The organism is Treponema sp. B152 (genome assembly GCF_024181665.1).
Taxonomy (GTDB): Bacteria; Spirochaetota; Spirochaetia; order Treponematales; family Treponemataceae; genus Treponema_B; species Treponema_B denticola.
Window position 1 is genome coordinate 225,054 of record NZ_CP058668.1, and the last position, 24,797, is coordinate 249,850.

The 24,797-nt window shown below is 35.7% G+C and carries 17 protein-coding genes; 8 read left to right on the top strand and 9 right to left on the bottom strand.

From position 1 onward, the window contains the following. Together HYB91_RS00945 and HYB91_RS00950 are read right to left on the bottom strand one after the other, a co-directional pair. Positions 1-5,304, bottom strand: coding sequence for a diguanylate cyclase (locus tag HYB91_RS00945; RefSeq protein ID WP_002676045.1), 5,304 nt, complete (start codon positions 5,302-5,304; stop codon positions 1-3). Positions 5,305-5,316: 12 nt separating this feature from the next. Further along, entirely contained in the window at positions 5,317-10,641 is a 5,325-nt protein-coding gene (locus HYB91_RS00950) for a diguanylate cyclase (RefSeq protein ID WP_002676044.1), read from the bottom strand. Positions 10,642-10,762: 121 nt separating this feature from the next. Between HYB91_RS00950 and recG the strand changes: the two genes are divergently transcribed. The 3 genes from recG (at position 10,763) to HYB91_RS00965 (ending at position 13,597) form a co-directional block, all read left to right on the top strand. Next, the gene (recG, locus tag HYB91_RS00955; protein WP_002676043.1) at positions 10,763-12,799 is read left to right on the top strand and encodes an ATP-dependent DNA helicase RecG; all 2,037 of its coding nucleotides are present in this window, start codon (positions 10,763-10,765) and stop codon (positions 12,797-12,799) included. Between the two features lie 133 nt (positions 12,800-12,932). Next, complete coding sequence (locus HYB91_RS00960) at positions 12,933-13,187, top strand: DUF6364 family protein (RefSeq protein WP_002676042.1); 255 nt, start codon at positions 12,933-12,935, stop codon at positions 13,185-13,187. Then, complete coding sequence (locus HYB91_RS00965) at positions 13,184-13,597, top strand: PIN domain-containing protein (RefSeq protein ID WP_002676041.1); 414 nt, start codon at positions 13,184-13,186, stop codon at positions 13,595-13,597. The genes HYB91_RS00960 and HYB91_RS00965 overlap by 4 nt, the downstream gene beginning before the upstream one ends. A 33-nt stretch (positions 13,598-13,630) precedes the next feature. On the opposite strand, the gene HYB91_RS00970 is transcribed toward HYB91_RS00965, so the two are convergent. From HYB91_RS00970 to HYB91_RS00985, 4 genes are read right to left on the bottom strand one after another with little or no spacing between them, the layout of a single operon-like run. Beyond that, entirely contained in the window at positions 13,631-14,365 is a 735-nt protein-coding gene (locus HYB91_RS00970; protein ID WP_002676040.1) for an RluA family pseudouridine synthase, read from the bottom strand. Between the two features lie 39 nt (positions 14,366-14,404). Next, positions 14,405-15,019, bottom strand: coding sequence for a HutD family protein (locus tag HYB91_RS00975; RefSeq protein ID WP_002676039.1), 615 nt, complete (start codon positions 15,017-15,019; stop codon positions 14,405-14,407). A gap of 3 nt (positions 15,020-15,022) precedes the next feature. Then, positions 15,023-15,661, bottom strand: coding sequence for a ribosome biogenesis GTP-binding protein YihA/YsxC (yihA, locus tag HYB91_RS00980; protein WP_002676038.1), 639 nt, complete (start codon positions 15,659-15,661; stop codon positions 15,023-15,025). Then, positions 15,658-17,235, bottom strand: a complete 1,578-nt coding sequence (locus tag HYB91_RS00985) for a glucose-6-phosphate isomerase (protein WP_002676036.1) — start codon at positions 17,233-17,235, stop codon at positions 15,658-15,660. Before HYB91_RS00985 ends, yihA begins: the two co-directional genes overlap by 4 nt. 113 nt (positions 17,236-17,348) lie before the next feature. On the opposite strand from HYB91_RS00985, the gene pgsA reads away from it, so the two are divergent. Both pgsA and HYB91_RS00995 read left to right on the top strand, forming a co-directional pair. Continuing rightward, on the top strand, positions 17,349-17,942 hold the full coding sequence (gene pgsA, locus HYB91_RS00990) for a CDP-diacylglycerol--glycerol-3-phosphate 3-phosphatidyltransferase (RefSeq protein ID WP_002673701.1): 594 nt from the start codon (positions 17,349-17,351) through the stop codon (positions 17,940-17,942). Beyond that, a complete protein-coding gene (locus tag HYB91_RS00995; RefSeq protein WP_002676032.1) occupies positions 17,935-18,165 on the top strand; it encodes a YdbC family protein in 231 nt (76 codons plus the stop codon). The genes pgsA and HYB91_RS00995 overlap by 8 nt, the downstream gene beginning before the upstream one ends. 13 nt (positions 18,166-18,178) lie before the next feature. Here HYB91_RS00995 and rnhA read toward each other — a convergent pair whose 3' ends face one another. The 3 genes from rnhA to thiI are packed head-to-tail and all read right to left on the bottom strand — an operon-like array spanning position 18,179 to position 20,894. Next, complete coding sequence (gene rnhA, locus HYB91_RS01000) at positions 18,179-18,661, bottom strand: ribonuclease HI (protein WP_002676028.1); 483 nt, start codon at positions 18,659-18,661, stop codon at positions 18,179-18,181. Then, positions 18,658-19,728 carry a 3-deoxy-7-phosphoheptulonate synthase gene (locus HYB91_RS01005; protein WP_002676026.1) on the bottom strand — a complete coding sequence of 357 codons (1,071 nt, stop codon included), beginning with the start codon at positions 19,726-19,728 and terminating at the stop codon, positions 18,658-18,660. The genes rnhA and HYB91_RS01005 overlap by 4 nt, the downstream gene beginning before the upstream one ends. Before the next feature lie 2 nt (positions 19,729-19,730). Next, positions 19,731-20,894: a tRNA uracil 4-sulfurtransferase ThiI gene (thiI, locus tag HYB91_RS01010; RefSeq protein ID WP_002676025.1), complete on the bottom strand. Its 1,164-nt coding sequence runs from the start codon at positions 20,892-20,894 to the stop codon at positions 19,731-19,733. Positions 20,895-21,009: 115 nt separating this feature from the next. Between thiI and HYB91_RS01015 the strand changes: the two genes are divergently transcribed. From HYB91_RS01015 to HYB91_RS01020, 3 genes are read left to right on the top strand one after another with little or no spacing between them, the layout of a single operon-like run. Next, positions 21,010-21,888 carry a hypothetical protein gene (locus HYB91_RS01015; RefSeq protein WP_002676023.1) on the top strand — a complete coding sequence of 293 codons (879 nt, stop codon included), beginning with the start codon at positions 21,010-21,012 and terminating at the stop codon, positions 21,886-21,888. A gap of 10 nt (positions 21,889-21,898) precedes the next feature. Beyond that, the gene (locus tag HYB91_RS12945; protein WP_256489032.1) at positions 21,899-22,033 is read left to right on the top strand and encodes a hypothetical protein; all 135 of its coding nucleotides are present in this window, start codon (positions 21,899-21,901) and stop codon (positions 22,031-22,033) included. Beyond that, on the top strand, positions 22,030-24,753 hold the full coding sequence (locus HYB91_RS01020) for a tectonic family protein (protein WP_253719572.1): 2,724 nt from the start codon (positions 22,030-22,032) through the stop codon (positions 24,751-24,753). Before HYB91_RS12945 ends, HYB91_RS01020 begins: the two co-directional genes overlap by 4 nt. Positions 24,754-24,797 lie beyond the last annotated feature (44 nt).

The window sequence follows — 24,797 nt, forward strand, 5'->3', positions numbered from 1 at the left end:
TTAAAAGAAAGGTGCTATTAGACCTGCGAATATATTTGCCAAGTTAAGATCTTCAATTCCAAATTCTTTTTTTCTGATTTCAACTACAAGATAAATTACGGCTTTTATTTTTCCCTTTAGGATGACCGGGACAAGAATAGTTGAATTCCAGTTGGGAATTCCGGTTATAGCGCTTTTTCCCGAAATGTTTTCCCAGTCTATTTTGCATAGTTCTTTTTTTTCGGACATGACCTCGGCTACAAAATTTTTATTTACAGGAAATTCCGGTTTTGGAGTAGGCTCATATTTAAATATATTTTTGGATATTTTTCCTTCAATTGGATAGACGAAAATTCCTGAGTCTGCACCGGTAGCATCGATTATTTTTTCTAGGCAGATCTCAAGCTTTTTTACTTTTGATATGGAACGCCGTATGAGTGAAGCCGTGTCGATAAAGCTTAGAATGTTTTTTGTGTCGTTTAGAGAGTTTCCGGTTAATATTCCGGCTAGTCTATCGACCTTTTTTTTACCGGGCTCAAGGTTTTCTGTCCATACAGCTGTTTGATTTCTGCCTCTATTTTTTGCAGCATATAATGCCTGGTCTACTTTTGACAATAGGTCTTTTTCCGTACTGCCGTGTTTTGGGAAGACAGCTATACCTATACTGATGGTTATCTTAGTAGCCGGGTCATCAAAATGCAATGCTTCTACCTGCTTTCTGATCTTTTCTGCGATTATAAGTGCTTGTTTTTTTTCGGTATCGGGTAAAAGAACTATAAATTCTTCTCCGCCCACACGTCCTAATATCTGTCCTTTTTTTAATATATTCAATACGGTACCAGCTACAGCTCTTAAGACCGTATCGCCTATCTGGTGCCCGAAAGTATCGTTTATTTTTTTAAATTTATCCAGATCATACATCAGTATAGCAAAAATACTATTCTTTATTTTGGAAGCCGTTAAAAGATCACTCAATGCATCTTCAGTGTATTTTTTTGTGAGTGCCGATGTCAGTTTATCTGTAGCTGCTTCCTGTTGTACCTTATAACTTTCTATTAAAAATGAAAATATATTTTCAATGTTTAGGCAGAAACGTATTCCAAAATTACCGAAGTTATTTATCTCTTTGTTTGATACAAAAACTAAATAACCGGTTACCGTATTTCCTGTTTGTTTATTATAATGACAATTTATTGGGATAACAAGATGTGATGAAATTTCGTCATCTGTTTTGACATTTGCCGTTTTATATGTAGATAATTCTATCAATTGTGCAATTTCTTCGATAGCTTTATTTTTACCGAAATTAAATAAAGATTTTATTTTACCGTCATTTGTAGTTATAAATACATCAGCCGAATTTGCAAGAAGATTTAAAGCTGTAAAATTTAAAAGAATTTTTATATTTTGTAAAAAATCATCTGTAAATTTTTCTATTATATTATCAATCGATTTATTTTTAAATACTCCGGATTGTTTTGTTTGTGCTATAATATTTAATATAAAAGCCGGATTATTTTTTAGTTTTTCAATGTTATTTTTTGATAAAAGTCTTTTTGTTTGTTCATAGGATAATGCATCAATAAGGTTTTTATAATCGGGTTTCATATCTTTATTGATATAATCACATATTATTAATGATGGTAATCCGTAGTGATGTGCATTAAAATAAATCTTTCTGAATTTTAGGGGCAGTTTTTTTATGAAAATATCTATTAGTTTTTGAGCTTCAACAAAATTAATCATTGCTACGTTAATATTATTATTAAGATAGATTAATCCGAGTTTTATGTTTATATCTATACTTAGGTCCAAGGTATACTTGTTTTCAATTAAAGATAATGCTTCTATGAGCTTTTTTTCTGCATTTTGAGGGTCTATATAGGCCTCTAAAAATAAAAGAGATGCTTTTATTAACGGATAATCACTGTTACACTTTATATCGAGTACCATTTTGATTATTTTTCTAAAATCAATGTCATACCTGAAAATGATAATTTTTCGTAAATAATAAATCAGCTCATAAAAAATGATATATATGTTATTCAAAAATTTTGGATTGGAAATTATTTTACTGAGGTCATCCTCCAGTTTTTTTGTTGAATTTTCTTTACCTTGTGCAATTTTATTCAGGTTAATACATAATGATGGAAAGATGGATTCAACATCTTCGATTTCATCTTGACTGTCGGTATTTTTATCTTGAATTTTATTTGCGCCTTCAAAATTTCCCATTGCATAATAAAAAATAGCTTTTGTTTGATTAAAAATATTTATTTCGTAAGAATCCTTTACTATATTTTTATTTTTTAATATTTTTTCTATTTTAATTTCAATTTCTGCCATTTTATCGTACATGCACATAGACAATAAAATGTGATACATAAAGCTATAAGCAAAAAATATTTTGTCATTATAAGAATTTTGTATTATTTTTTTTATTGCTTGATTACAAATACTATAGGCTGTTTCATAATCATAAAAATGTGAATAGGTAATACCTAGATTAAGTAAAGCTAGTGTTTGTGAAAGCGGATTCCCCGATATATTATTATTTTTTAAAATTTTTGTATAATATGATATTGCTGCATCAAAGTCCCTGTATATTTGTTCTCGGATAATAGCTAAATTATTGAAGATTATGTCCTCAATATTGGTATCGCCTACTTCTTTTACAGTTTTAAGAGTTGCTAAATAAGTTTTTTCCGCTTCTTTATATTGATTCAAATAAAACTGATTATTTGCCAGAGCCAATAGCACTTTTGTTTTTATTAATTTAAATTCTTTTAAATTACCGCATTTTAATATCGTTTTTTTTGCTTCCTCTATGGCTTTGGTATAGTTTTTTTTGTATTGTAAAAATGCGATCCGCGCTCTATCAAAAAATAATTGCGTATAAGTATTATTTGCTTCAGCGGTAGATTTTTCGGCTAAGGCTAACGATTTGACAATTTTTTCGGGATTAGATTTTAATTGAATTTCTTGAATTGTTTTTATTATGTAGAGTTTGGCTACAGATATTTTGTTTGTATTCGGTTTTGTTATTACTTTTTCTGCTAGCTCTATTTTTTTTTGACATTTTATTAAATTATCATTTTCCAGATATGACTCGGCAAGAATGATAAGTATATCCAATTTTTTATCGTTGTTATCATTTGAGATAAACGTGTATATTTTTTCAAAAATATCTATATAGGCTATGTGACTACATTCTTTCTTTATTTTATCTTTGTATTTTATACAATAATTTACCGCGTCTTCAAATAATTCGGCCTTTTCTGCATGCCATATAAATTCATAAATATTGAATACCCTTAGCTTTTGCATCTTTTGTACGATTTTTTTATGTATTTCTATTCGGCGTGGATAATCGAGTTCATCATATAAAGTTTTTTGTAAAATTTTATTTACAATCATATACTCGTCGGTATACGTTTTTGAAGTTTTTTTTATTATGTTTTGAGCTAAAAACTTGGGTATCGATTTTTGAACGGTTTTCTCGGTTACATTTAAAATTTCCGGCAAAGTTTTTATTTTAAAACTGAATTTAAAGATACATAAGTCTTTTAAAAAAAGTAATTCATTTTTATCGAGGCTTTTTACTTGCCGCCTTATGACTTGCTGTATGTTTGCAGATATAGGTATAGGAATGGAAGGACTAGATAAATTTACAGAGAGCTTACATAGTTCGGTTCGCGTATCCTTTTTTAATTCACCGGATATCGTAAGCTCTTTTAAAGTTTCATTAATAAACAAAGGATTGCCTAATGTATTTAAATATATTTTTTTTAATAATAGTTCAGGGACGTTTTTTAGATTTAGTATGTTTCGTATTAGACTTTCGGTTTCTGCTTCAGATAAGTTTTGAAGGTTTATTTTTTTTATAGGTGATTGATTCGATAGTGTTTTAATAAAACTTTTTGCATGATAATTATTATTAATTAAGCTTTCATTTAGTGACTGTATCAGCACTACGTTTCTTTTATCTGAATTTTCTATTGCTATGTACAATATTGTTTTTGCTATAAATTCGTTTATTAAGTGAATATCATCAATAATAAAAACTATTGATTGAGATGATGCATTTTCTATTATTAATTTCGTTATTATATTTATAAGTTTATATTTAAGTGCATTTATTTTTGTTATATCTTCGTTTACTTCTATTTCGAATTTTAAAGTATCAAAAATTGTATTTAATTCTTTTTCATAATTTTTTTGAATCAATGAGTTCTTTAAAAATAGGCTTTTCATAAGATAAAGAATAAATTTGACATCATCCATATCACCGAGGTTAGGAATATAATAAATATCGTTTTTTTCAAGCAACATTAAAAAATATAATTCATATAAGAAAGATGTCTTTCCTACTCCGAATGCACCTGTTATCAATACATTCTTATTTTTGAGCTTGGACGGGCTTATTTGTTTAAATATGGATAAGATTTCTTTTTTTTCTTTTTCACGGTTGATAGAAAATTGGCAACTTTTTCCGATACATATTGGAGTTGAAATATTATAACTTGTATTGATGTTGTAATTAATATCCGATATAATTTCATAAAAGGGATAAGCCTGTTTTTTTGCTTTTCGTGTATTAATTTCGTCATATATCTTAAAAAAACATGAATAAAGATGTTTTTCATTTTTATTATTTAATTGATGATTTTTTACCTGCTGCAGCTCCTGAAAATATTTTTCATGATTCTTTATTATGTTCTTTTTTAAAAGTAGTGATAGAATGATTGTTTTTAAAATATCATAATTATAAGTAAATGTACGAATCTCTGAATTCGGTAAAAAAGTTATTTGATCCGAATATTGTTTTTTTTCGGTAACAATATCTTTTGCCTTTAAAATAACTCTGTCTTTATCTTTTATTACATAAATATTACTTAAATCAAAGTTGTTATATACTATTCCATATGTTATTAAATAGTTTAATTCTTTGAGTATTGCTGCAAATAGCTCAAAAATATCTTGTATTGCAGCATCAAGTAGAAAATCCAATATGGGTTCTTTTTTTTCTATATATTCAATTGTATATAGGTATATTTCTTCATTTACTACTTTGCCATCTATACTTATTAATCGTGTAAAATCATAATTTTTTATATGAGCTGTTTCTTTTAGTTGCTTTATAAGGATAAATTTTTTTCTGATAAATTGCATAAAATCTTCATCTAAATCTGAAGCATATATCAGTCTTAATTCAAGTTGTTCTCTGTTATCGGAGCCTAAATCATGGACAACAAAACCTGTATTATTTTTCAATTCTAGCGGGAGCTCTCTAATAATTCTATATCGATTATTTAATATTTCCATTTAGGTCATCCCTTATATATTTGCAGATATTATATCCGCTAAAAATTTTAAAAAATTAAATTTGCTTAAATTAAATTTAGCGTGTTTTTCAGGAGCTGCCAAGTAAATTACTCCTATGATTTTTTCGCTTTTTATCATGGGAACCGCCATTACGGAATTCCATTCCGGCATATTGGTTATGCTGTTTCTTTTTACGATTGAGTCCCAATCTACTTGGAAAATACCTGAGCCTTCTTCAGCGATTGTATAAACCAGTTGCTCATTAATCGGATAAGTTTCAAATCCTATTTTGGTATTAATCTTAAAGGAAAATATATTCGATTTTTTCCGTATAGATCTAAGAATAATTGCACCGCTCTCAGCTTCAAAGAATTTGACTATTTCTACCAGCAAGGTTTTTATCAACTCATTTTTAGGTATATTAAGCTTTAATATATCACCCAGTTCTATTGTAGTAGTTACGTTTTCAATAAAAGAAGCTTCATCTGCTATAACAACACCTGTCTGATTTATGTTACTTTCTCTCTTATTAATTATAGAGGGATTCCATACGGTGGTTTTGTTCCTGCCTGTATTCTTGGAATGATATAAAGCTTGATCCGCACTCGTAAGCAGCTCTGAGGCTGATCCTCCATGCTCAGGGAATACGGCAACTCCTAGGCTTATTGTAATGGTTTTTTCAAACTCGGTAAAAATCAATCTTTCTATTTTTTTTCTAAAATGCTCGGCTGCTTTAAAGGCCTTTTGTGAGTCGCTTTCGGGTATGATAACAGTGAATTCTTCACCGCCGTACCTCCCCAATATCTGGCCTTGATTTAAGGATTCTAAAATCGTTTGTGTTACTTTTTTAAGGACTATATCGCCTACAATATGTCCATAGGTATCATTTATATTTTTAAATTTATCCAAGTCATATAAAATAAGAGAAAATTTTGAATTAGAATTATATACATTTTTGATAATATTTTTAAAAAAAATATCGAAGTGCTTTCTTGTATAGGCACCGGTTAGTGCATCATAAGCGGATGATTGTTGAAAGTTTTTGTCTTCGATAATCATTGTAAAAAGATTAGAATGTTTTTTACAAAAAATTCTTCCCTCATATGAAAAATTATTTATGAGTTTTTCGGATATAAAGATCATAAAACCTAAGACTTTATAACCATTAGCACCGGAATTCCGTTTATTAATCGGGATTATCATGCAAGGCTTATGTAAAATCTTTTCTATTTTTGTTATATTTTGATGCCCGAATTTCACTATAGCATCAAATATCTTCTTTAAATCATGACTATCAGTTTTATGATGTAAAACAAAACGTGGTTCATCGGATTTACTTATATCTAGAAATTCATAAGATGAGGCGATTACATTTAAAGCTAAAAATTCCATTACGCCGGCTATATTTTGTTTATAATTGTCAGTAAAATTATTAATAATTTCAACTGATGTGGTATGCTCATAGCCTTTATTTTTGAGATAGGTATCTACCAATTCTTTTTTAAATTTTTTATCTTTTTTTATTATATCTATATGTTTTAGTTTTAATATTTCATCCAATTCGGCCTTTTCGATGTTTCTGTTATACTTTTTTCCTTTTGTTATAGTTTTTCCGTTTATAAAATCGGAAACTATATCGAAGGGGCGGCTTAAGTTCCAATTATTAAATAGGTTTACTTTATATTTTTCGGGTGTGTTTTTTATTATAGCTGCTATTTTATCTTGAGCTTCCAAATAATATACAATGGCTAAATTTTGGATTCTGGCTGTATAATAATAATCGGCTAATGCCATATTAATAAATAAAGCTGTATCTATAATATTTTTAGGACTCATAAGACGAAGATTTGCCTGTAAATTTTTTTCTAATTCAGCCTTATTAAAATAAGTTTTTAAATAATTCATACCCGAAATTTGAAAATCATATAATTCCGGTGAATCGAATTTAATTACCTGTATTATTAAGGGTGTAAAATCAATATCGGGACGCTTTATAAGCATTGTAATAACGGTGTCAAATAAATTTTTAGTCAACTTTTTTTTAATTGATTCTTTATTTTGTTTGGGATTTATATATGAATTAAAGAGTTTTACCAACTTATTAATATCGTTTTTGTCTTTTTTAATGATTCTTAGGGCTTCAAGTATAAAATATATCATAAATATTTTTCTGTCGGGTTGGTATTTTTTTATTTTTATACTTTTTTTTAAATATGCTATTGCTTTACTATAGTATCCGAATTCCTGATACATTCTTGCAATCAAGACATAAAATATAAAGTTATTTTCATACACATATTTTATTTTATTTTCATGCATCAGTTTTACATATCTTTTTCTATATTTACAAAACTCTTTATATCTATATAAGTTCTGTGTAATTTCCATAAGTGTTATTATACATGTAAATTTGAATATTTGCACATTATATGTAAATATTTTAGTCTCTGCTTCTTTTGCATATTCATAGGCTTCATAATTACTTTGAATTTGGGTAAGCATTCTTGCATAGTTAATTGTTGAAATAACTCCAATCGATAAAAAGCCTTGTTTTTTTGCCAAGTTTATAACATTTTTTGTGTATGACATGCCTTTTTCGATATTCGGATGTATTTCCCAATATATTAAAGCAATATTATACATTGCAAGAATTTCAGTTCCAATGTTGCAGGATAGGGATGCAAGTTTTTTTGATTTCTGAAAATATTTTAAGGCCGTTTTTTTATCCAAATCTTTGTAATAAAGATAGCCTAAAAATATATAAGCGTCGGCCCTATAAGCCATATATTCCGGATTATTTTTTGTGATTTCCAGTATTTTATGTATGGATTCGTTAAAATCCGTATTCTGCTGTTTTGTATTATAGTACAAGCATTTTGCATGTTCTAGCCTGATATTTATGATATCGCTGGATGATTTTTCATAAAGGTCAGTTAATTTTTTTATATATATAAGAATTTCGCTATCATTTAAATAAAAGTATTCATATCTTACCATTAGATTATAATAATAAGATAAGAGTTCCACATTCTTTATTCTCGGTAAATATTCATCAAGGCTTAACTTTATTTTAATTTCTTTATCTTTTAAGCCCATCTGATTATACAGTTCAAACATTTTTAAATATATTTTAAATCTACTTATAATATTTTGATCGGTCATAAGAGGGGGAATTTTTTCATATATTTTTAATACAACATCTATATTTTTTGTTTTTATATTTTGCTTTATTACATCGAGGTAACAATTCAAAGCCGCCTTTTTATTGCCGGATTTGTTCAAGTGCCAAACAAGTTCACTCATATCGGTACTTGATTCTTTTTTTAAAATGGCGGCTATTCTTTTATGTTGCAGCATTTTATGTTTAGGTTCCAAAAGGTCATATAAAATATCACGCATGACCTTATTTGTAATCGTGTACTCCTGTATGTCTCCCGATTGGATAACGGTAATCAAATCTTTTTTTATAAGTGTTTTTATAATTTCATCTATTTGTTTTGGAAGCAGGGGTGAAAGTTTGTACAGATAGTCTATCTTGAATACATCTTGAAATAAGGAGGTTTCAAGGTATAATTTTTTTTCGGATGATGAAAGATTATCTAATTGATTTGTTAATGTTTCTTGGATTGATTTTGGGGTCCTTTTTTGAAATTCATCAGTGTATACTTTTTCAGAGAAAAGCCATGCACCTGTACTAGCATTTTTGTATATCGTCCCCTCATTTACAAATTCTTTTATCATTTCCATTATAAAGGACTGGCTTCCTGCGGTATATTTATATAAAATATGACCAAAGTTTACCGGAGGATATTTTAAAACTAAAACATTTTTTAGAATTTCTGTAGTTTCTTTCTCAGAAAAATAATTCATCTCAAAAATTTGAGATTTTTCGTGCCTATTTAATATGTCTAAAAAGTTTTTAAACTTCTGTGAAAAAGGAACAACGGTTTCATCATATGATAAAATTATGCCGAGACGTTCGGTTCCGGTAACTTCGCTTACTAAATATAGAATCATATCAAGCATAAAATCGTCTGCAAATTCCAAATCATCTAAGATAATAAAAGCCGGAAGCTGCCCAATGGTTTTAAAAAATAACCTTTTAGCTTCATTGAAAACTTTAAATTTTATATTCTCATATTCTTTCTGTCCATTATTAATGGGGCGCTGATTTCTGATTTGTTTTATATTTTTTATAAGTTTTTCTCTTTCTGCTGTGTCATGAAGGAAATAGAAATCCAAAAAAATCTTCTCTAAAAAATCTTCCCAAAAATAATCCGGGCTGGAATTTTTAAGCTTATAATTCGAGTATATATTTGTTTCTTCTAAGGCTAATATGTATTCAGCTTCTTTTAAAAACCTTGTTTTTCCTGTTCCCTGATTGCCTTTGACAAGAAAAATTGTTTTTTTTGCTTTTCCTGAACTTATTTCTTTTCTTGATTGGGATACCATGTTTATTTCATTTTGCTTTCCTACCAATTTAGGCCTGAAGGTTATGCTGTTAAGTGGAGGAATGACATCTACAGGATAATTCCGGCCGAGCTCTTTATTTATATCCTGAATTATGGTGTGTATTTTAATTTTTTCATTTTTGTTTTTATACTGAATTTGTTTTTTTGCTATTTCATATAATATATTAAAAATATCGGCATCATTTTTATTTAAATTTTTATAAGCTAATTTTAATTTTGTAATAGCCGATGATAAACTTGTGTGAATTTCTTGTCCCGTAAGAAGCGTAATTATAAAAAGAATTACAGTCTCGATATTTTCACTGGTTCCCGTATAGTCTTCAGCTTCCTTAACTCGTAGTGAGGAATTGTTCTCAAGTTTTGCCGATATAATATCCTTTATTCTTACTTGAAACCCATCTTTTTTTTTGACTATCATTACATTATCATGTGTAAATATATCGTACTCGAACCCTCTATTACTAACATAAACAAGACTTTGGCAAACGGATACTATTATCTTAAGAATATCCTCCATTGAACACTCTTTTACGAATTCCAAAACAGGCGTTGTGTTTTCAATATGCTCGCTAGTAAAAATATATAAAATTTCATCAGGACTTGAAGGAGGCAAAGAAGGGTAAGTCAGAAATAACCTGGCAAAACCGTAATTTTTAAGATGAAAATAATTGTCAATACTGTTTATGGTGATAAAGTTATCTTTAAAAAAAGCAAGTTCTTCTTTTGATAGGTCTAAAGAAGATACAACTTTTAAGTTAATCTTAGTATTCTTTGACCATAAATCTACAGCCGAAAATTCCTGTACATGAGATATTGTATTGTTTATTTTACCGGTAATTTTATACCTGCTATTTATAATTTCCATAGAAAATACCTAATATGATATTTGGAAGTAAAATAAGGCCGCACAATAGTGGAAGACTACCATATTATACCAAAAAAGTCTAGCCCTTTTAATATTCATAAACTTGTGTTACAATAAACCTATGCTGATTTCCGAAATACAGGGTCCTCTTACAAATATTGCCGGAGTAGGTGCTGCCGCAGTCTCACAGCTAAAAAGGCTTGGCGTAGAAAATGCCGGAGATCTTTTAAGGCTTTTCCCGCGGGATTGGGAAGACCGCTCGAAGATAAACGTTCTTTTGGATTGGAACAAGCTTCAAAAAATTCACGTAGAAATTACAGTTGCAGGCCATGAATGGTTCGGCTTCGGAAAGATGAAAACCTTAAAGCTGATAGTTGCCGACAAAAACGGAATGACGGCCTCCCTTATATGCTTTAACCGCCCTTTTTTAGAAAAAAGCTTCCCTGTCGGGGCTCGCGCCTTTGTATATGGCTCTTTTTACCGCAAATACGGGGAGATTCAGTCCTCCGCATTCGATCTTGAAAAACCCGAAAACATGCAGTCAAAGATTCTTCCCGTTTATCCCCTAACTTCAGGACTTGGACAGGCAAAACTGCGGAAAATAATTGCTTCCGCCCTAAAAATGTACGGACAAGGCATTGATTCCGAGCTTCCCGAGTCTATTTTACAAAAATACGGCCTTCCGCCTAAGCAGGAAGTGCTTTTTATGCTCCATACTCCAAAATCTATGGCTGAGGTAGAAAAAGGCCGCTATGCCCTCATCTTTGAAGAGTTTTTTTTGTTTCAATATGCCATAGGGATGCGCTCTATTGAAAGGCGAGGAAGGCTTCCCAATCTTGAAGATGAAAGAAATATAGATAAAACCGTCAAAAAAGAACCTGTTTTAAGGCCTCTTCAAAGTTCTCTTTTGGAAAGGCTCAACTTTAAGCTTACTCAAGACCAGCTTTCGGTTTGTGCCGAAATAAACGAAGACTTGGACGGCCCTAATCCCATGGCCCGCCTTATGCAGGGAGATGTCGGTTCGGGGAAGACCCTTGTTGCCTTTTTAGCCTGCTTAAAGGTAATAGAACAGGGGGGGCAAACGGCATTTTTAGCTCCTACGGAGCTTTTAGCCCGCCAACATGCCGAAAATGCTGCCCGTCTCTTGGAGCCCCTCGGTATCCGCCTTGCCTTTTTAACCGGAAATACCAAGGCCAAAGGAAGGAGCAGGCTTTTACAGGAATTGCAAAAGGGAAATATCGATTTGATAATCGGCACCCATTCTCTTTTTTCTCAAGGGGTGCAGTATAAAAATTTGAGGCTTGCCGTAATCGATGAGCAGCATCGTTTCGGCGTTCTCCAGCGCTCGGCCATAATACAAAAGGGAGCTGAGAGCAATGAAGAAAAGCGGAGTCCCCATCTTCTTATGATGAGTGCGACCCCCATTCCCCGCACCCTAGCTCTTTCTATCTTCGGAGATTTGGATATTTCGACCATTAAAACCATGCCGCCCGGAAGAAAGCCGATTATTACCTATGTTGCGGGGGAGGATAAGGCCGAAAGGGTTTATAACTTTATAGGACAAGAGATTCTACAGGGCAGACAGGCTTATTTTGTATACCCTTTAATAGAAGAAAATGAAGACCTTTCCTTAAAATCGGCCGAAAGGATGTTTGAGGAATTAAAGACGGGCTTTCCCAATCATAGTTTGGCTTTGATTCACTCCAAGGTTGCGGAAGAAGAACAAAAAAGAACTATGGAAGAATTTAGGTCTGGGAAACTTAATATACTCGTTGCGACCTCTGTGGTAGAAGTCGGTGTGGACGTTCCCAATGCAACCTGTATGGTAATAGAACATGCCGACAGGTTCGGTCTTTCAGCCCTTCATCAGCTTCGCGGAAGGGTCGGGCGTGGAGACCTGCAAGCCTATTGTTTTTTAATTTACGGAAAAAAAATTACCGAGGACGGAAGGGCTCGGCTAACCGTAATGAAGGAAACAAATGACGGCTTTATAATTGCCGAAGAAGATTTAAGGCTCCGCGGCCCGGGAGATATAGGAGGGGTTGAGCAGTCGGGCTATCACCTAGGCTTTACAATTGCCGATCCTGCCCGCGATTTTAAAATCTTGCAGGAAGCCCGCTCCGCTGCCTTTGAACTCCTCGAGCAAACTAAATTTTAGAAAGCTTCTGGCAACTGTTAGAAATACCGGTCTAACATAGATAGGTTTAACATCGCCTGTTGTTAATATATAAAATATATACTTATGGACTTACACGTATTTATATGCTATAATTATACGTGTGAGGTGATATATGTTGGCAAAGCTTACATTGACTATAGAGCAGTCTGTAATAGAGCAGGCAAAGGAATATGCTCAAAAAAAGAATAGAAGTGTTTCTCGAATTGTAGAAGAGTATCTGAAAAATATCGTAACCAATCATGACATAGGTACTTCTTTTTCTAAAATGAAATCACCTATAACCGATAGCATTTCGGGAATGTTTCATGATAATGGAAAATCTTATAAAGATATGCTCAGTGAAGCATTGCAGGATAAATATTTATGATAAAAAAGGTCTTTATTGATACAGATATTATCCTTGATGTTGCATTAGCTCGGGAACCGTTTTTTACTGCCAGTAAAATCATATTAGCAATGGCAGAAAATAATATTATCATAGGAAATATTTCATCGAATTGTGTTGCCAATATTTATTATATATTGAGAAAATCCGGCGGTGATAATAAGGCGAGAAAATTTATACTAAATATAGTTAAGTATATAACCGTAATAGAAATCAATCACCGGAATGTATTAGACTCACTAAGATCAAAATTTTCTGATTTTGAAGATGCATTACAACACTCTTCGGCTGTAGAGAACCAATGCGAATATATAATAACCAGAAATATTGAAGACTACAAAAATGCAAAAATAAAAGTCCTGTTGCCGGAAGAATTTATCGGAATGTTCTAATACGGATAAAAAAATTCTTTTGCAAAACGTTTTTTATATTTTAGAAAGCTGGTTTATAAGGCCCGCCATATCCTTAGGGTAATCCGCACTTATTTCGATTTTTTCCTTGCTTATAGGATGAAAGAATTTTAAGGAATGAGCGTGGAGGGCAAGACGCGAGATTATAGGACGCTCCTCATATTTGTTGCCTCTCCAATTTTTTTTTAAGGCCGATATGTAGACAGGCTCTCCGTTTCCGTAAAGATTATCGCAGAGGATGGGAAGCCCAAGGTGTTTTAGGTGAGCCCTTATTTGATGAGTTCTGCCCGTTATGGGACGGGCTTCCAAAAGGCAAAAGCGGCCGAATTTTTTAAGAAGGCTGAATTCGGTTAAAGACTCTTTTCCTTTTTTTTCGTCTATGACGGTGCGGTGCAGCTTGTCCCCGTCTATTCTAAGTTTTGCCTCGGTCTTAAAATTTTCTTCTTGAGGAATGCCGGCCGATACCGCATGATAGATTTTTTCGATTTTGCGGTTTTGAAAATCATCGTTTAAAATTTTATGGGCTTCCGCATTTAGGGCATAGATTATGAGGCCTGAAGTTTCCTTATCGAGCCTGTGGACAGGATAAATTTTCCTCTCGCCCTTATCCTTGTAAAGTTCTTCAAGTATCTTATCAAGGCGGGGAGCTTCGCTGTCCCAGCGGTCGGCGCCTACAAGGAGGTCTGCACTTTTATTTACAATGAGAATATCCTTATCTTCATATAGAATTTCGTAAAGCTTTTTTTTCATTATGATTCCAAGTTTGTGATTTTTAGCCTTGATTACCGGTTAGAAAGCTGTCGGTACCTTTCCGTAAAATAAGCTCAAGGCTCCATCGGTCGAAATAAAAACGTCTTCTTTTGTATCGCTGTTTGTATAATCGTCTGCCTCAAAAATAATCAAGTCCAATTTATCAAGATTAAAATCTTTTTTTTCGTTGACTGTTTCGGCAGTAAGCAAGGTTTTGGTATTGTACAAAAAAATCCAGCCGATTTCTCCTTTCGATACCGAAAACTTTAAAACCGAATTTTTGTTTAGGGCAAAGTTTTTTACTTCCGTTTCTACACCGTCTTTTACCATTAGGTTAAAATCCCTTACCCTCCCCATGCTGACCGTTTTTGCTCCGCCGTCAAAGGCATAGACTTCATAGGGCTTAAGTTTGGTAAAGTTTTTTTCGTCATGGCTTATTTTTAAGTCCCCGTTTAAGGGAGAAATAAAACGGAAAAACCCCGGAAGAGGGGTAAAATCGGATTTATCCAAATCGACGGTAGCTGAACTTAATCGGAATAAAAAATCTCTTTTTCTATAATCGGCTTCACGCGGATAAATAAAAAGCTCCGTTGTAGTGCCTCCGCTCCAGTTTGAAGTTTTAAAATCTTTTTCTCTGTAATGTGTAATTTTCATAAGTTAAATCCTTTTTGCGATTAACGATAAAATATTATCCCGTCCCGTTTTTTTTGCAGCAGAGCTTATTATAATGAGATCTTCGTCAAAGTTAAAAAAAGAGGCCCAAGCATTTTTTGCCTTTATCTGATCATTTTTGCCTATCTTATCGGCCTTGGTTCCGACTATTACAACCTCAATATTTAAGCCGTGAAAAAAGCCGATACTTTCTTTTTCGGTTTCGGTAGGTTCCCTCCTTATGTCCATTAAAAAAAAGATGGTTTTTAAGAGGGGGCGGTTTGTACAATATTCGTAGAGCATCTTGTCGATTTGCAAGGTCATGCCGCCTGAAAGTTTTGCATAGCCGTAGCCCGGAAGGTCTGTAAGCACAAACATGTCTTTTGGAGGCGCCCCTGAAAACTTTTTTGTCTTAGGGTTAAAATTTAAAGAAGCCGGACGATTTACCAAGAAGAAATTTACTTCCCGCGTCATTCCGGGGCGGGAACCTGTCTTAACCAAATTTTTTCTGTTAACAAGCATGTTTATGAGGCTCGACTTTCCCGCATTGGAGCGTCCGAAAAAAGCGAATTCCGAAACGCCGATTTCAGGAAACTGTTCCGCCTTGACGGCACCCTTTATAAATTCAGCATTTATAATTTTCATAAAAGGAATTCCGAAAAGGCTTTGAGAGCAGGAGGCATATCGTTTGAAAGCACCTTCTTTGCAAGGGTTTTTCCGAGCTGAACACCCTCTTGGTCAAAGCTGTTTAAGTTCCAGATAAAACCTTGGAACATCACCTTGTTTTCGTAATGGGCAAGGAGGGCACCGAGGTTTTCAGGGTTTAGTTCTTCCCCATAGATTAAACTTGCGGGGCGGTTGCCTGCAAAGTCCTTGTTTTTGTTTGTATCGGTTTTTCCTGCTGCAAAGGCCATAATTTGGGCTGCCAAATTTGCATTCAGTTTTTGCATATTGGTTGAGCCCTCGCTTTCGATATCAAGACCGATTTGGCTTTTTTTAAAGCCTATAAACTGCAAGGGGATTATATCGCTTCCCTGATGAAGGAGCTGATAAAAAGAATGTTGTCCGTTTGTGCCCGGCTCTCCGAAAATTACGGGACCCGTTTTATAGGAAACTTTTTCGCCGAATCGGTTTACCGTTTTTCCGTTCGATTCCATGTCCAGCTGCTGGAGGTGGGCAGGGAAGCGGGAAAGGGCCTGACTGTATGGAAGAATGGCCGTTGCCGAGCAGCCTAAAATGTTTCTTTCATAAACACCGAGGAGGGCATCCAAGAGGCTTGCATTTTCTTTTATGTTTTTATTTAGTGAAAGCTTATCTCCTTCGGCTGCTCCTTTTAAAAAGGCCTCTACCGTTTCCATGCCGAAGGCAAGGGCGAGTACTGCCGCTCCGCAAACAGAAGTTGAAGAATATCTTCCGCCTATAAAATCGTCCATATAAAAGGAAGTAAGATAGTCGGGGTTATTTGCTAGGGGGCTTGTTTCGCTTGTAACGGCAAGCATTTGTTTTTTGCAGTCAAGGCCGTTTTTTTCGAGAACGGATTTTACAAATCTTTCGTTTGCCAGAGTTTCTTGAGTTGTGCCGCTTTTTGAAACGAGGATAAAAAGGGTGCTTGCAAGATTTATGGAGTTTAAAACTTCGGCCGCATCGTCGGGGTCTACATTGGAAATAAAATGAGCCCTCATCTTTGTATTTGCCCGATTTTTTAAGGCTATGTACATAGCTCTAGGGCCTAAGTCCGAGCCGCCTATTCCGATCTGAACCACATCGGTAAAGACTTTTCCTTGAGAGGTTTTAATCTTGCCGGAATGAACTGCCTCGGAAAATTCTTTTATTTTTTTTAGCTCGTTGAGGTAAAAGCTCCTCATGTTTACGCCCTTATAAACTACATCATTTTTTAATTGGCCGCGGGTGAGCTGATGGAGTACCATACGGTTTTCGCCGGTATTTATAAAATCCCCGTTTAATAAGAGCTCATATTTTTCGATCAGCTTTTGCTCATCGGCGAGGGACTGCAAAGCCTTAAGAATTTCATCGTTTACAGGCTTGGCCGCATAATTGTATTTGAGGTTTCCGCCCATTTTAACCGAATAATTTTTTACTCTTTTAACCGAATTTTCAGTATTGAAAATATCTGCGAGTTTTAAATTTTCAGCTTGTTCTTTATGAGCTTTTTGTAATTGTGTAAAAGATGTACACTTATCTAAATTTTTCCATTCCATAAATTCTATTCTAACCCTTTTTGAGAAAAAAAACAACTCATAGATTAAAGTGCAAAGTTCAAGCTTACTTTTGCCTATTGACAAAAACGGATTAAAGCTACATCATATAAGGTATGAAGCTATCTAATATTTTTACATCATCGCGGCTGGTGCTGGCACCCATCATCTATGTTTTGTATTTTCTGCCGGATTGGATTCCTTTTATAAGCCCTAAAATTACCATTCTTATTATAATTCCGATTTTTATCTTTATGGAATTTACCGATTTTTTGGACGGCTATTATGCAAGGCTGCATAATCAGGTGGATGATTTCGGAAAAATATTTGATCCCTTTGCGGATGTAGTTGCAAATGTAACGGTGCTATTTTGTTTTTTGATGGACGGCTTTTTGTTTGCTCCCTTCTTTTTGATTATAGTTTACCGCGAGTTCGGTATTATGTTTTTGAGAATGAAGGCCCGCGGCGAAGGTATAACTATAGGAGCCAAGATGGGCGGAAAGACAAAGACCGTTCTTTACATTATAGCGGCAAGCGTTTCGATGTTTTTAAAACTTGAAAAGATTTACGCATTTTTACCGCCGGCCATTAGCCGATACATTCTTTATTTTAACTGGCTTCTTTATTTTGCGGCGGTCATCTTGTCGCTTGCTTCATTTACCGATTATATTACTTCATATTTAAATAAAAGGAGAACTGCTGATGAATAATCAGGACGAATTCAAATTTGAAATTACAAAAAGCTACGGAATTATCTCCGCGGGAAAGGGCGGTTGGAACACCGAACTCAACGAGGTCTCATGGAACGGCCGAGATCCTAAATTCGATATAAGGCCTTGGTCTCCCGATCACCAAAAAATGGGAAAGGGGATTACCCTTATGAGGGATGAGCTTATAGCTTTAAAGAAGCTTTTGGACGAGGCCGGAATCTAGCAGCGAGCTCAAATTACATCATTTTTTGGCAGGCTTCAACTGCAAGGCGATCGCAGGCTTCGTTTAAAGGATTTCCTGCGTGGCCTTTTACCCAAATCCATTTAGGCTTAATCGAGGCTGAAAGGGAATCCAGCTCTTGCCAAAGGTCTTGGTTTTTTACGGGCTGTTTGGAGGCCGTCTTCCAATTATTTTTTTTCCAGTTAAAGATCCACGAGCTTATGCCCTGCTGCACATATTGAGAATCGGTGTGTACTGAAACGCTTTCATAGGCCAAGGCTTTGCCGGACTTGTCTGCCAAGGATGCTGCTCCCTCTTTTATCTTTTTTAAGGCCCTTATAACAGCCATGAGTTCCATGCGGTTATTGGTAGTAGATTTTTCGCCCCCGTTTTCTCTGCATATTTCTTCTTTTAAATCTTTGTTTACTATTATATATGCCCAGCCTCCGGGGCCGGGGTTTTTGGAGCAGGCTCCGTCCGTGTATATTTCAATATTCATTTTTGCTTCCTCACTTTGTATTTTTCATAGATTCTTAGTATTTCTTTTTGAGTTTCTTCCCAGCCGAGGCAGGGATCGGTTATGGATTTACCGTATTCGCTGCGTTCCTTTGCTTTTTCGATCGAGGTGCTTCCCTCTTGGATAAAGCTTTCAATCATACAGCCCCTTATATAGTCAAGAGGTTCATTTTTATCGAAGCGGAGCTTTAAGCTTTCTTCAAAGATGTTTATCTGTTTTTTCGGGTCCTTTCCCGAATTTCCGTGGGAGCAGTCTATTACTATGCTCGGTTTCAGCATTTTTTCTTTCATAAGAGAGGCCGCTTTTTCAACTTCTTCTCTATTATAATTGGGCTTTGAAACCCCTCCCCTTAAAACCAAATGAGTGTCGGGATTTCCGGTTGTGTGGATTATTGCGGAAAGTCCGTTTCTGGCAATGCCTACAAAGGCATGGGGCAGGCGGGAAACAATTACTCCGTTTATAGCGGCTGTTATGTCTCCATAGGTTGTATTTTTAAAGCCGACCGGCATTGAAAGCCCTGAGGCTATTTCTCTGTGGATTTGACTTTCGGCCGAGCGTGCTCCTATCGAAGCCCAACTTACAAGGTCGGCAATGTATTGGGGAATCATAGGGTCTACCGTTTCAGAGGCGGCAGGAATGCCTATTTCGGCAAGCTTAATCAGAAATTTTCTTGTCTTTTGAATGCCTCCTTCAATATTGATAAAGCCGTCAAGTTCAGGTTCTACGATAAGGCCTCTCCAGCCTAAAACGGTTCTGGGTTTTTCAAAGTAGGTACGCATTATAATATAGAAAGAATCGGAGCATTTCTTTTTTAGCTCTAATAGGCGCATAGCATAATCCTCTGCCGCCTCCGTGTCATGAATCGAGCAGGGGCCGACTATGAGTAAAAAACGCTTATCTTTTCCGTTTATTATATTGCTGATAGTTTTTCGGGCTTCGGCTATAAAAGAATAAAGAGAATCCGATGCGGGTATTTTTTCTACCATTTCGGCAGGAGAACTTATGCAATGAATTCTCTCGATTCGGAGGTCTACAAGGTTTTTTATCATCTTTAAAAACTCATCTTTTTTACTTCTCTTTGAGAGTATGCTTCTTCTAAAAGGCCGTCTATTTCCATTCTTTCGAAAATTTCGGCAGCGTCTTTGAGGTTTGAGTGTAAAATAGGGTGTTTGGGTGAAAACATTACACAGCAATCTTCGTACGGCAAGATTGAAGTTTCGTAGGTGCCTATTTCCTTGGCTTCTATAGTAATTTCTTCCTTATCGAGGCCGATGAGGGGCCTAAAAACGGGAAATTCCGCATAAGAGTTTGTTACGGTTAAGTTTTCTACCGTTTGGCTTGCAACCTGAGCAAGGCTTTCTCCCGTGATAAGGCATTTGGAATTGATACCCCTTGCCGTCATATTTGCTATTTTCATCATGCAGATTCTCATCATTAAAGTTAGATAGGCCTCGGGGCTTTTTTCTCTGATTTGCTGCTGCACCTTTGTAAAGGGAATTATATTGAGGTATCCGCCGAGGCCGTAGCCCGCTAAAATTTCAGCCAGTTTTTCAACCTTCGCCTGGGCTTCGGGCGAGGTATAAGGATGAGAGTGAAAATAGATATAGTCCAGCTTCATCCCGCGGGTAAGCATTTTAAAGCCTGCAACGGGGGAGTCTATTCCTCCCGATAGGAGCAAAAGTCCCCTTCCCGAACAACCGCAGGGAAGCCCACGCCGTCCCTTGTGCTCAAGGCCGTAGATAAAAGCTTTTTCTCTTACTTCGATAGAAATTACGATGTCGGGATTATGGACGTTTACTTTTAAAATCCCTTCGGTATGGATTACCCCTCCTACTTCCCGTGAAATTTCATAGGAGGTCAGGGGGAAGTTTTTTTCTCCTCGGCGGGATTCTATTTTAAAGGACTTAGCCCCCGCATCCCGGGCCCTTATAGCCTCAGCTCTGGCAGTCTCGGTAATGGCTTCAATAGTTTTTTCGGCAGGAAGGGCTTCTGCCCAGCCTGTAATGCCTATGAGTTTATTTAGGGCTTCTTCGGCTTTTTCTTTAAATTCGGGCTTGACGCTTACATACATTCTTCCGGCCCTTACGCGTATATTGGGCTTAGCCTCCGGTAAATAGCTGCGTAAATTCTGCGAAAGCCGCATTTCAAAGTCTTTTAAATTACCTTTTTTTAGGCTAATTTCGCCTATTTTTGCAAGATAGAAAAGTTCTTCCATAAGTTCATATTCTAGCCAAAAAATGCAAAAAAGTCCATCAGTGAAAATCTATAATAATTTATCCTCTTATTGACATTTTTATAAAAAATTCGTACTCTCTACCCGAGAGGTGTTTATGAAACCGATTAAGAAACTTTTTTTTCTGGTTATGTTTGTGTTTGTAAGTTTTTCGGCCTTTGCTTTTGATGAAGGCTTTACTCTGGGACTTAGATCTAATTTTTCAGGTTCCTACACTGACCCCCATATAAATGAGGCTGATAAGGAATATCTGGGCGCCGCTTTTATGCGCGGTATGGCCGGTTTTATTATGAACGGAGAAGCCGAACTTACCTATATTTTTGATTCGAAACGATATTTTAACTATACAAATAATAATATCTTCGGAGGACTCGGACTCGCCTTTAACCTGGGTGTAGGACAGGGTTTTTCAGGTCAGATTTCGGGGCAGTATAATTCAAGTTTAGGTAAGGATATAGAAGTTTATTGCCGCGTCTATATGACGCCTGTTGTAACTTTTGGGACAACAGTTAAGGCCCTGCTTTTTAAAAACAGGCTTGCTGTCGGATTGGGCCTTGGCGGTAAGATGCTGGCCGACCCGCAGCCTACATATGAGCTGTATACCAATTTGACAGATGAAGAAGCGGAAATGCTGAAAAATAGTGGTGCCGGCCCAGACTTTTTTCCTGAAACGGGAACGCTATACATACCGGGATCTATGACACGAAAAATGAATCCTCTAGGATTTACCCTGAAAGCTGTAATTGACTACAATATACCGCTGATTGAAAAAATGAATGTTACCATGGGTTCCTACGCCTCTTATACCATTTATAAACCCGGATATGTTTCTTTACCGAAAAAAATTGCAAAAGCAGCCATTGAGAACGGCAAACTAAAAGGCATAGATGTCAATTTTGAACGGGATTCCATAAAATCTTTTTTTATGAATAGTCTTGATTTCGGTATAAGTTTAGGACTCTTATTTAGAATTTAAGGAGTAGTTTATGAAAAAGGAAAAATTATTTGTTTTAAGTTTGCTTATTTTTACGGCAGCTTACGTATGTTTTTCATGTCAACCGGCCTTGGGTGCTTCATGGTATAAACGTTCCGTTAAAGATGCCGGAGATAAAAAAAGTTGACCGTACAATCGATAACGGTATGCGGAGTAACGCTGTATCCTGAAGCCAATGGAGAAGATTTTATTGGAAAAGTAAATGCAAAAGATGCGATACTTTATCCCGATGATTTAAGTGCCGTCGTAAAGGACAATACCGGTGCTGCCGTTGAAGTTTCGGTAACGATAAAAGGACCAGGCGGACAGGCCAATTTAAAAGAAGGGGAACCTGTTACAGTGCCAATCATGCTGAAGACCCTAGACGGTTCAAATCTTGAAATACAAAAATACCTCTTTTTAGAACAAGACAGTTCTATGGGCGGCAGCGGAGCTGATTATAACCCCAAAGATCCTCAGGGCAATAAAAAGTTTATTGTAAAAATCAAAACGGAACATATTGAAGCCGATCCGTGGGACTATTATAAGGAAGGCGAACCTGATAGCAGTGATGACGGTAATTTTAATTCGGCCAAATTCGACGAATGGATTCTCAATATGCCCAGTATGGAAGGTATTATTGCTTCATATAAATTCAGAGAAGGAAGCTGGACCGGCACCCCTGAAATGGTCGACAACGTTCCGTCCGGAATAGGTTCTGGTGTTAAAGCGATTTCAGATGTAAAAGTATACCGTTATAAAAACAGAACCGACCGATGGGCCGCAATAGGGTATACGCCGGCTCCCGATCCAAAAGATGAACGCTTTTATTTTTTTAAATTTACGGCACATTCTCTCGGAGGCGCAGTCGGCGGGAAGCACGGCAGCTCCATGTTCTGTGTAGACCGGTATTCCAAATTTTTATTTTATTACAGCGAACCGACTAAAATAAAGAGTGTTTTCGGGAATGCCGTTCCTGAGGATTGGACGGATTATGCGGCTCCTACAGAAGGACAACATACTCAATTTTCCGAACCCTTTTATATGACAGATCCGGTAGGCTTTGTAAAAGAAGACGGTTCCGTTGTTCTGTACCAATGGATAAAGGATAACATAAATAATGCCGACTACCACCCAAAACAGAATCCTGCTTATACACAGCCTGCCGGAAGAAAAGCCAACAAAGTGGGTTTTTCTCCATATAGAGAAAAGCTCAAAATAACAAAAAAGACCATAGCTAAAGATAAAAATCCGAAATATACGGCCGTTAAACCGGTTATTTTGGAACAGCCCAAAGACGGTTATGCAAAACTGAATAGCCCCGAACTCGTTTTTGAGGTAAAAACGGAACCTGTACCGGACGGCGAAACGCTTTCGTATCAATGGTATAAGGCCGAAAGCAAAACTGAAGCGGGAACCGCAATTCCGGATGCAACGGAATCATCATACAAAATAACCGATACCTCAACCGAAACAAAATGCTATTTTTATTGCATCGTCAAAAATACGAATACGGACAACAATAAATCGGAACAAACTGAAAGCGAACGGGCAAAATGCCACATAACTGACGGACAAATTCAGTCCGATGCTTTAAACCCTGAAATAACGGAACAGCCTAAAGGCAAAACCCTTCGTCTTAACAGTACGGAACAGCTTACCCTAAGAGTAAAAGCCAAATCCAAAGATGACGGAACCTTATCGTACCAATGGTATAAGGCCGCCTCGTCTGAGACAGAAGGAACGGCTGTAACGGATGCCGATAAAGCCGAGTACACCTTTACACCCGATACCTCCGCTGCCGGCATAACATACTATTATTGTCTGGTTACGAATACGAACAATACGGTACAAGGTGAACAGTCTGCAAGCAAAAAAAGTGCTTATGCTGCAATCGAGATCGAAGAGTCTTACAAGGTTGAATTTTCTGTTTTGGGAGAAGAAGGAGGCACTCTTGCTGCTCTGCACAACGGTAAGCCCATCAAATCCGGAGCGTATATAAAAAAGGGCGAACAAGTCAAATTTATTGCAACACCGGAGCCTAATTCTAGGTATAAGGTTAAAAAATGGTTTGGCGTACCGGAAGATGCATTTAAGGATCAAGATAAAACGTTTGCGGTTATGACTGTAGAATCTGCAAACCTAAATGTTTCCGTATCTTTTATTACAATGTTCCTTAAAATAACCCCCAAAATTCACAATGAAAGTTTACAGTCTTGGTCTACGGCAGACGGTGATCACTTCAATCATAAATATATTGATGGGGTTCATCTTTCTCATAAGAATACGGTTCAGGTAACCGGTGGAAGCAATGTTACAGAATCGTGGGATTATATGTTTTCCATTGAAAACAATAGTGGGAAATGGATAAAGGTTAAGTCGGGAGATTTTATCAACGTAGGAACCGATAAATCCGCAAATGCCGCTTGGTTGACAACCGAGTTTTCTTCGTTTTCTGATTTAAAGATATCTTTCTCCAATTACCTGATTAAAGCAAATCGACACGATTATTGGTGGGCGGAATGGACGACATGGGGAGGTGGGAATGTATATCCTCTTCAAGCCATCGACGACAACAGTATTTTTCCTTTGGTATACAATGAAACTACGGGAATGTGGACGGTAGATAAGGCCAATGTTAATATAAAACGCTCAGACGATATTCCGTTGCCAGCCGAATTTGCAGGTACAAAGCCGAATCCCAACCGAAGAATTTCCTATAAAAGAGTAACCATCACCTACGATGAGAACTTTACCCTTGCCGACGGTGAAGAAAAAGATTTCGTTATTACATATGAGGTGGACAACCACGATGAGACACGCTCAAAGGGAAAAATAAAAGTAATTTATACAATCAGTTGGAAGTAAATTTTAAAAGCCGAAGTCTCCCCGTGAGCCTCCGGCTTTTTTCA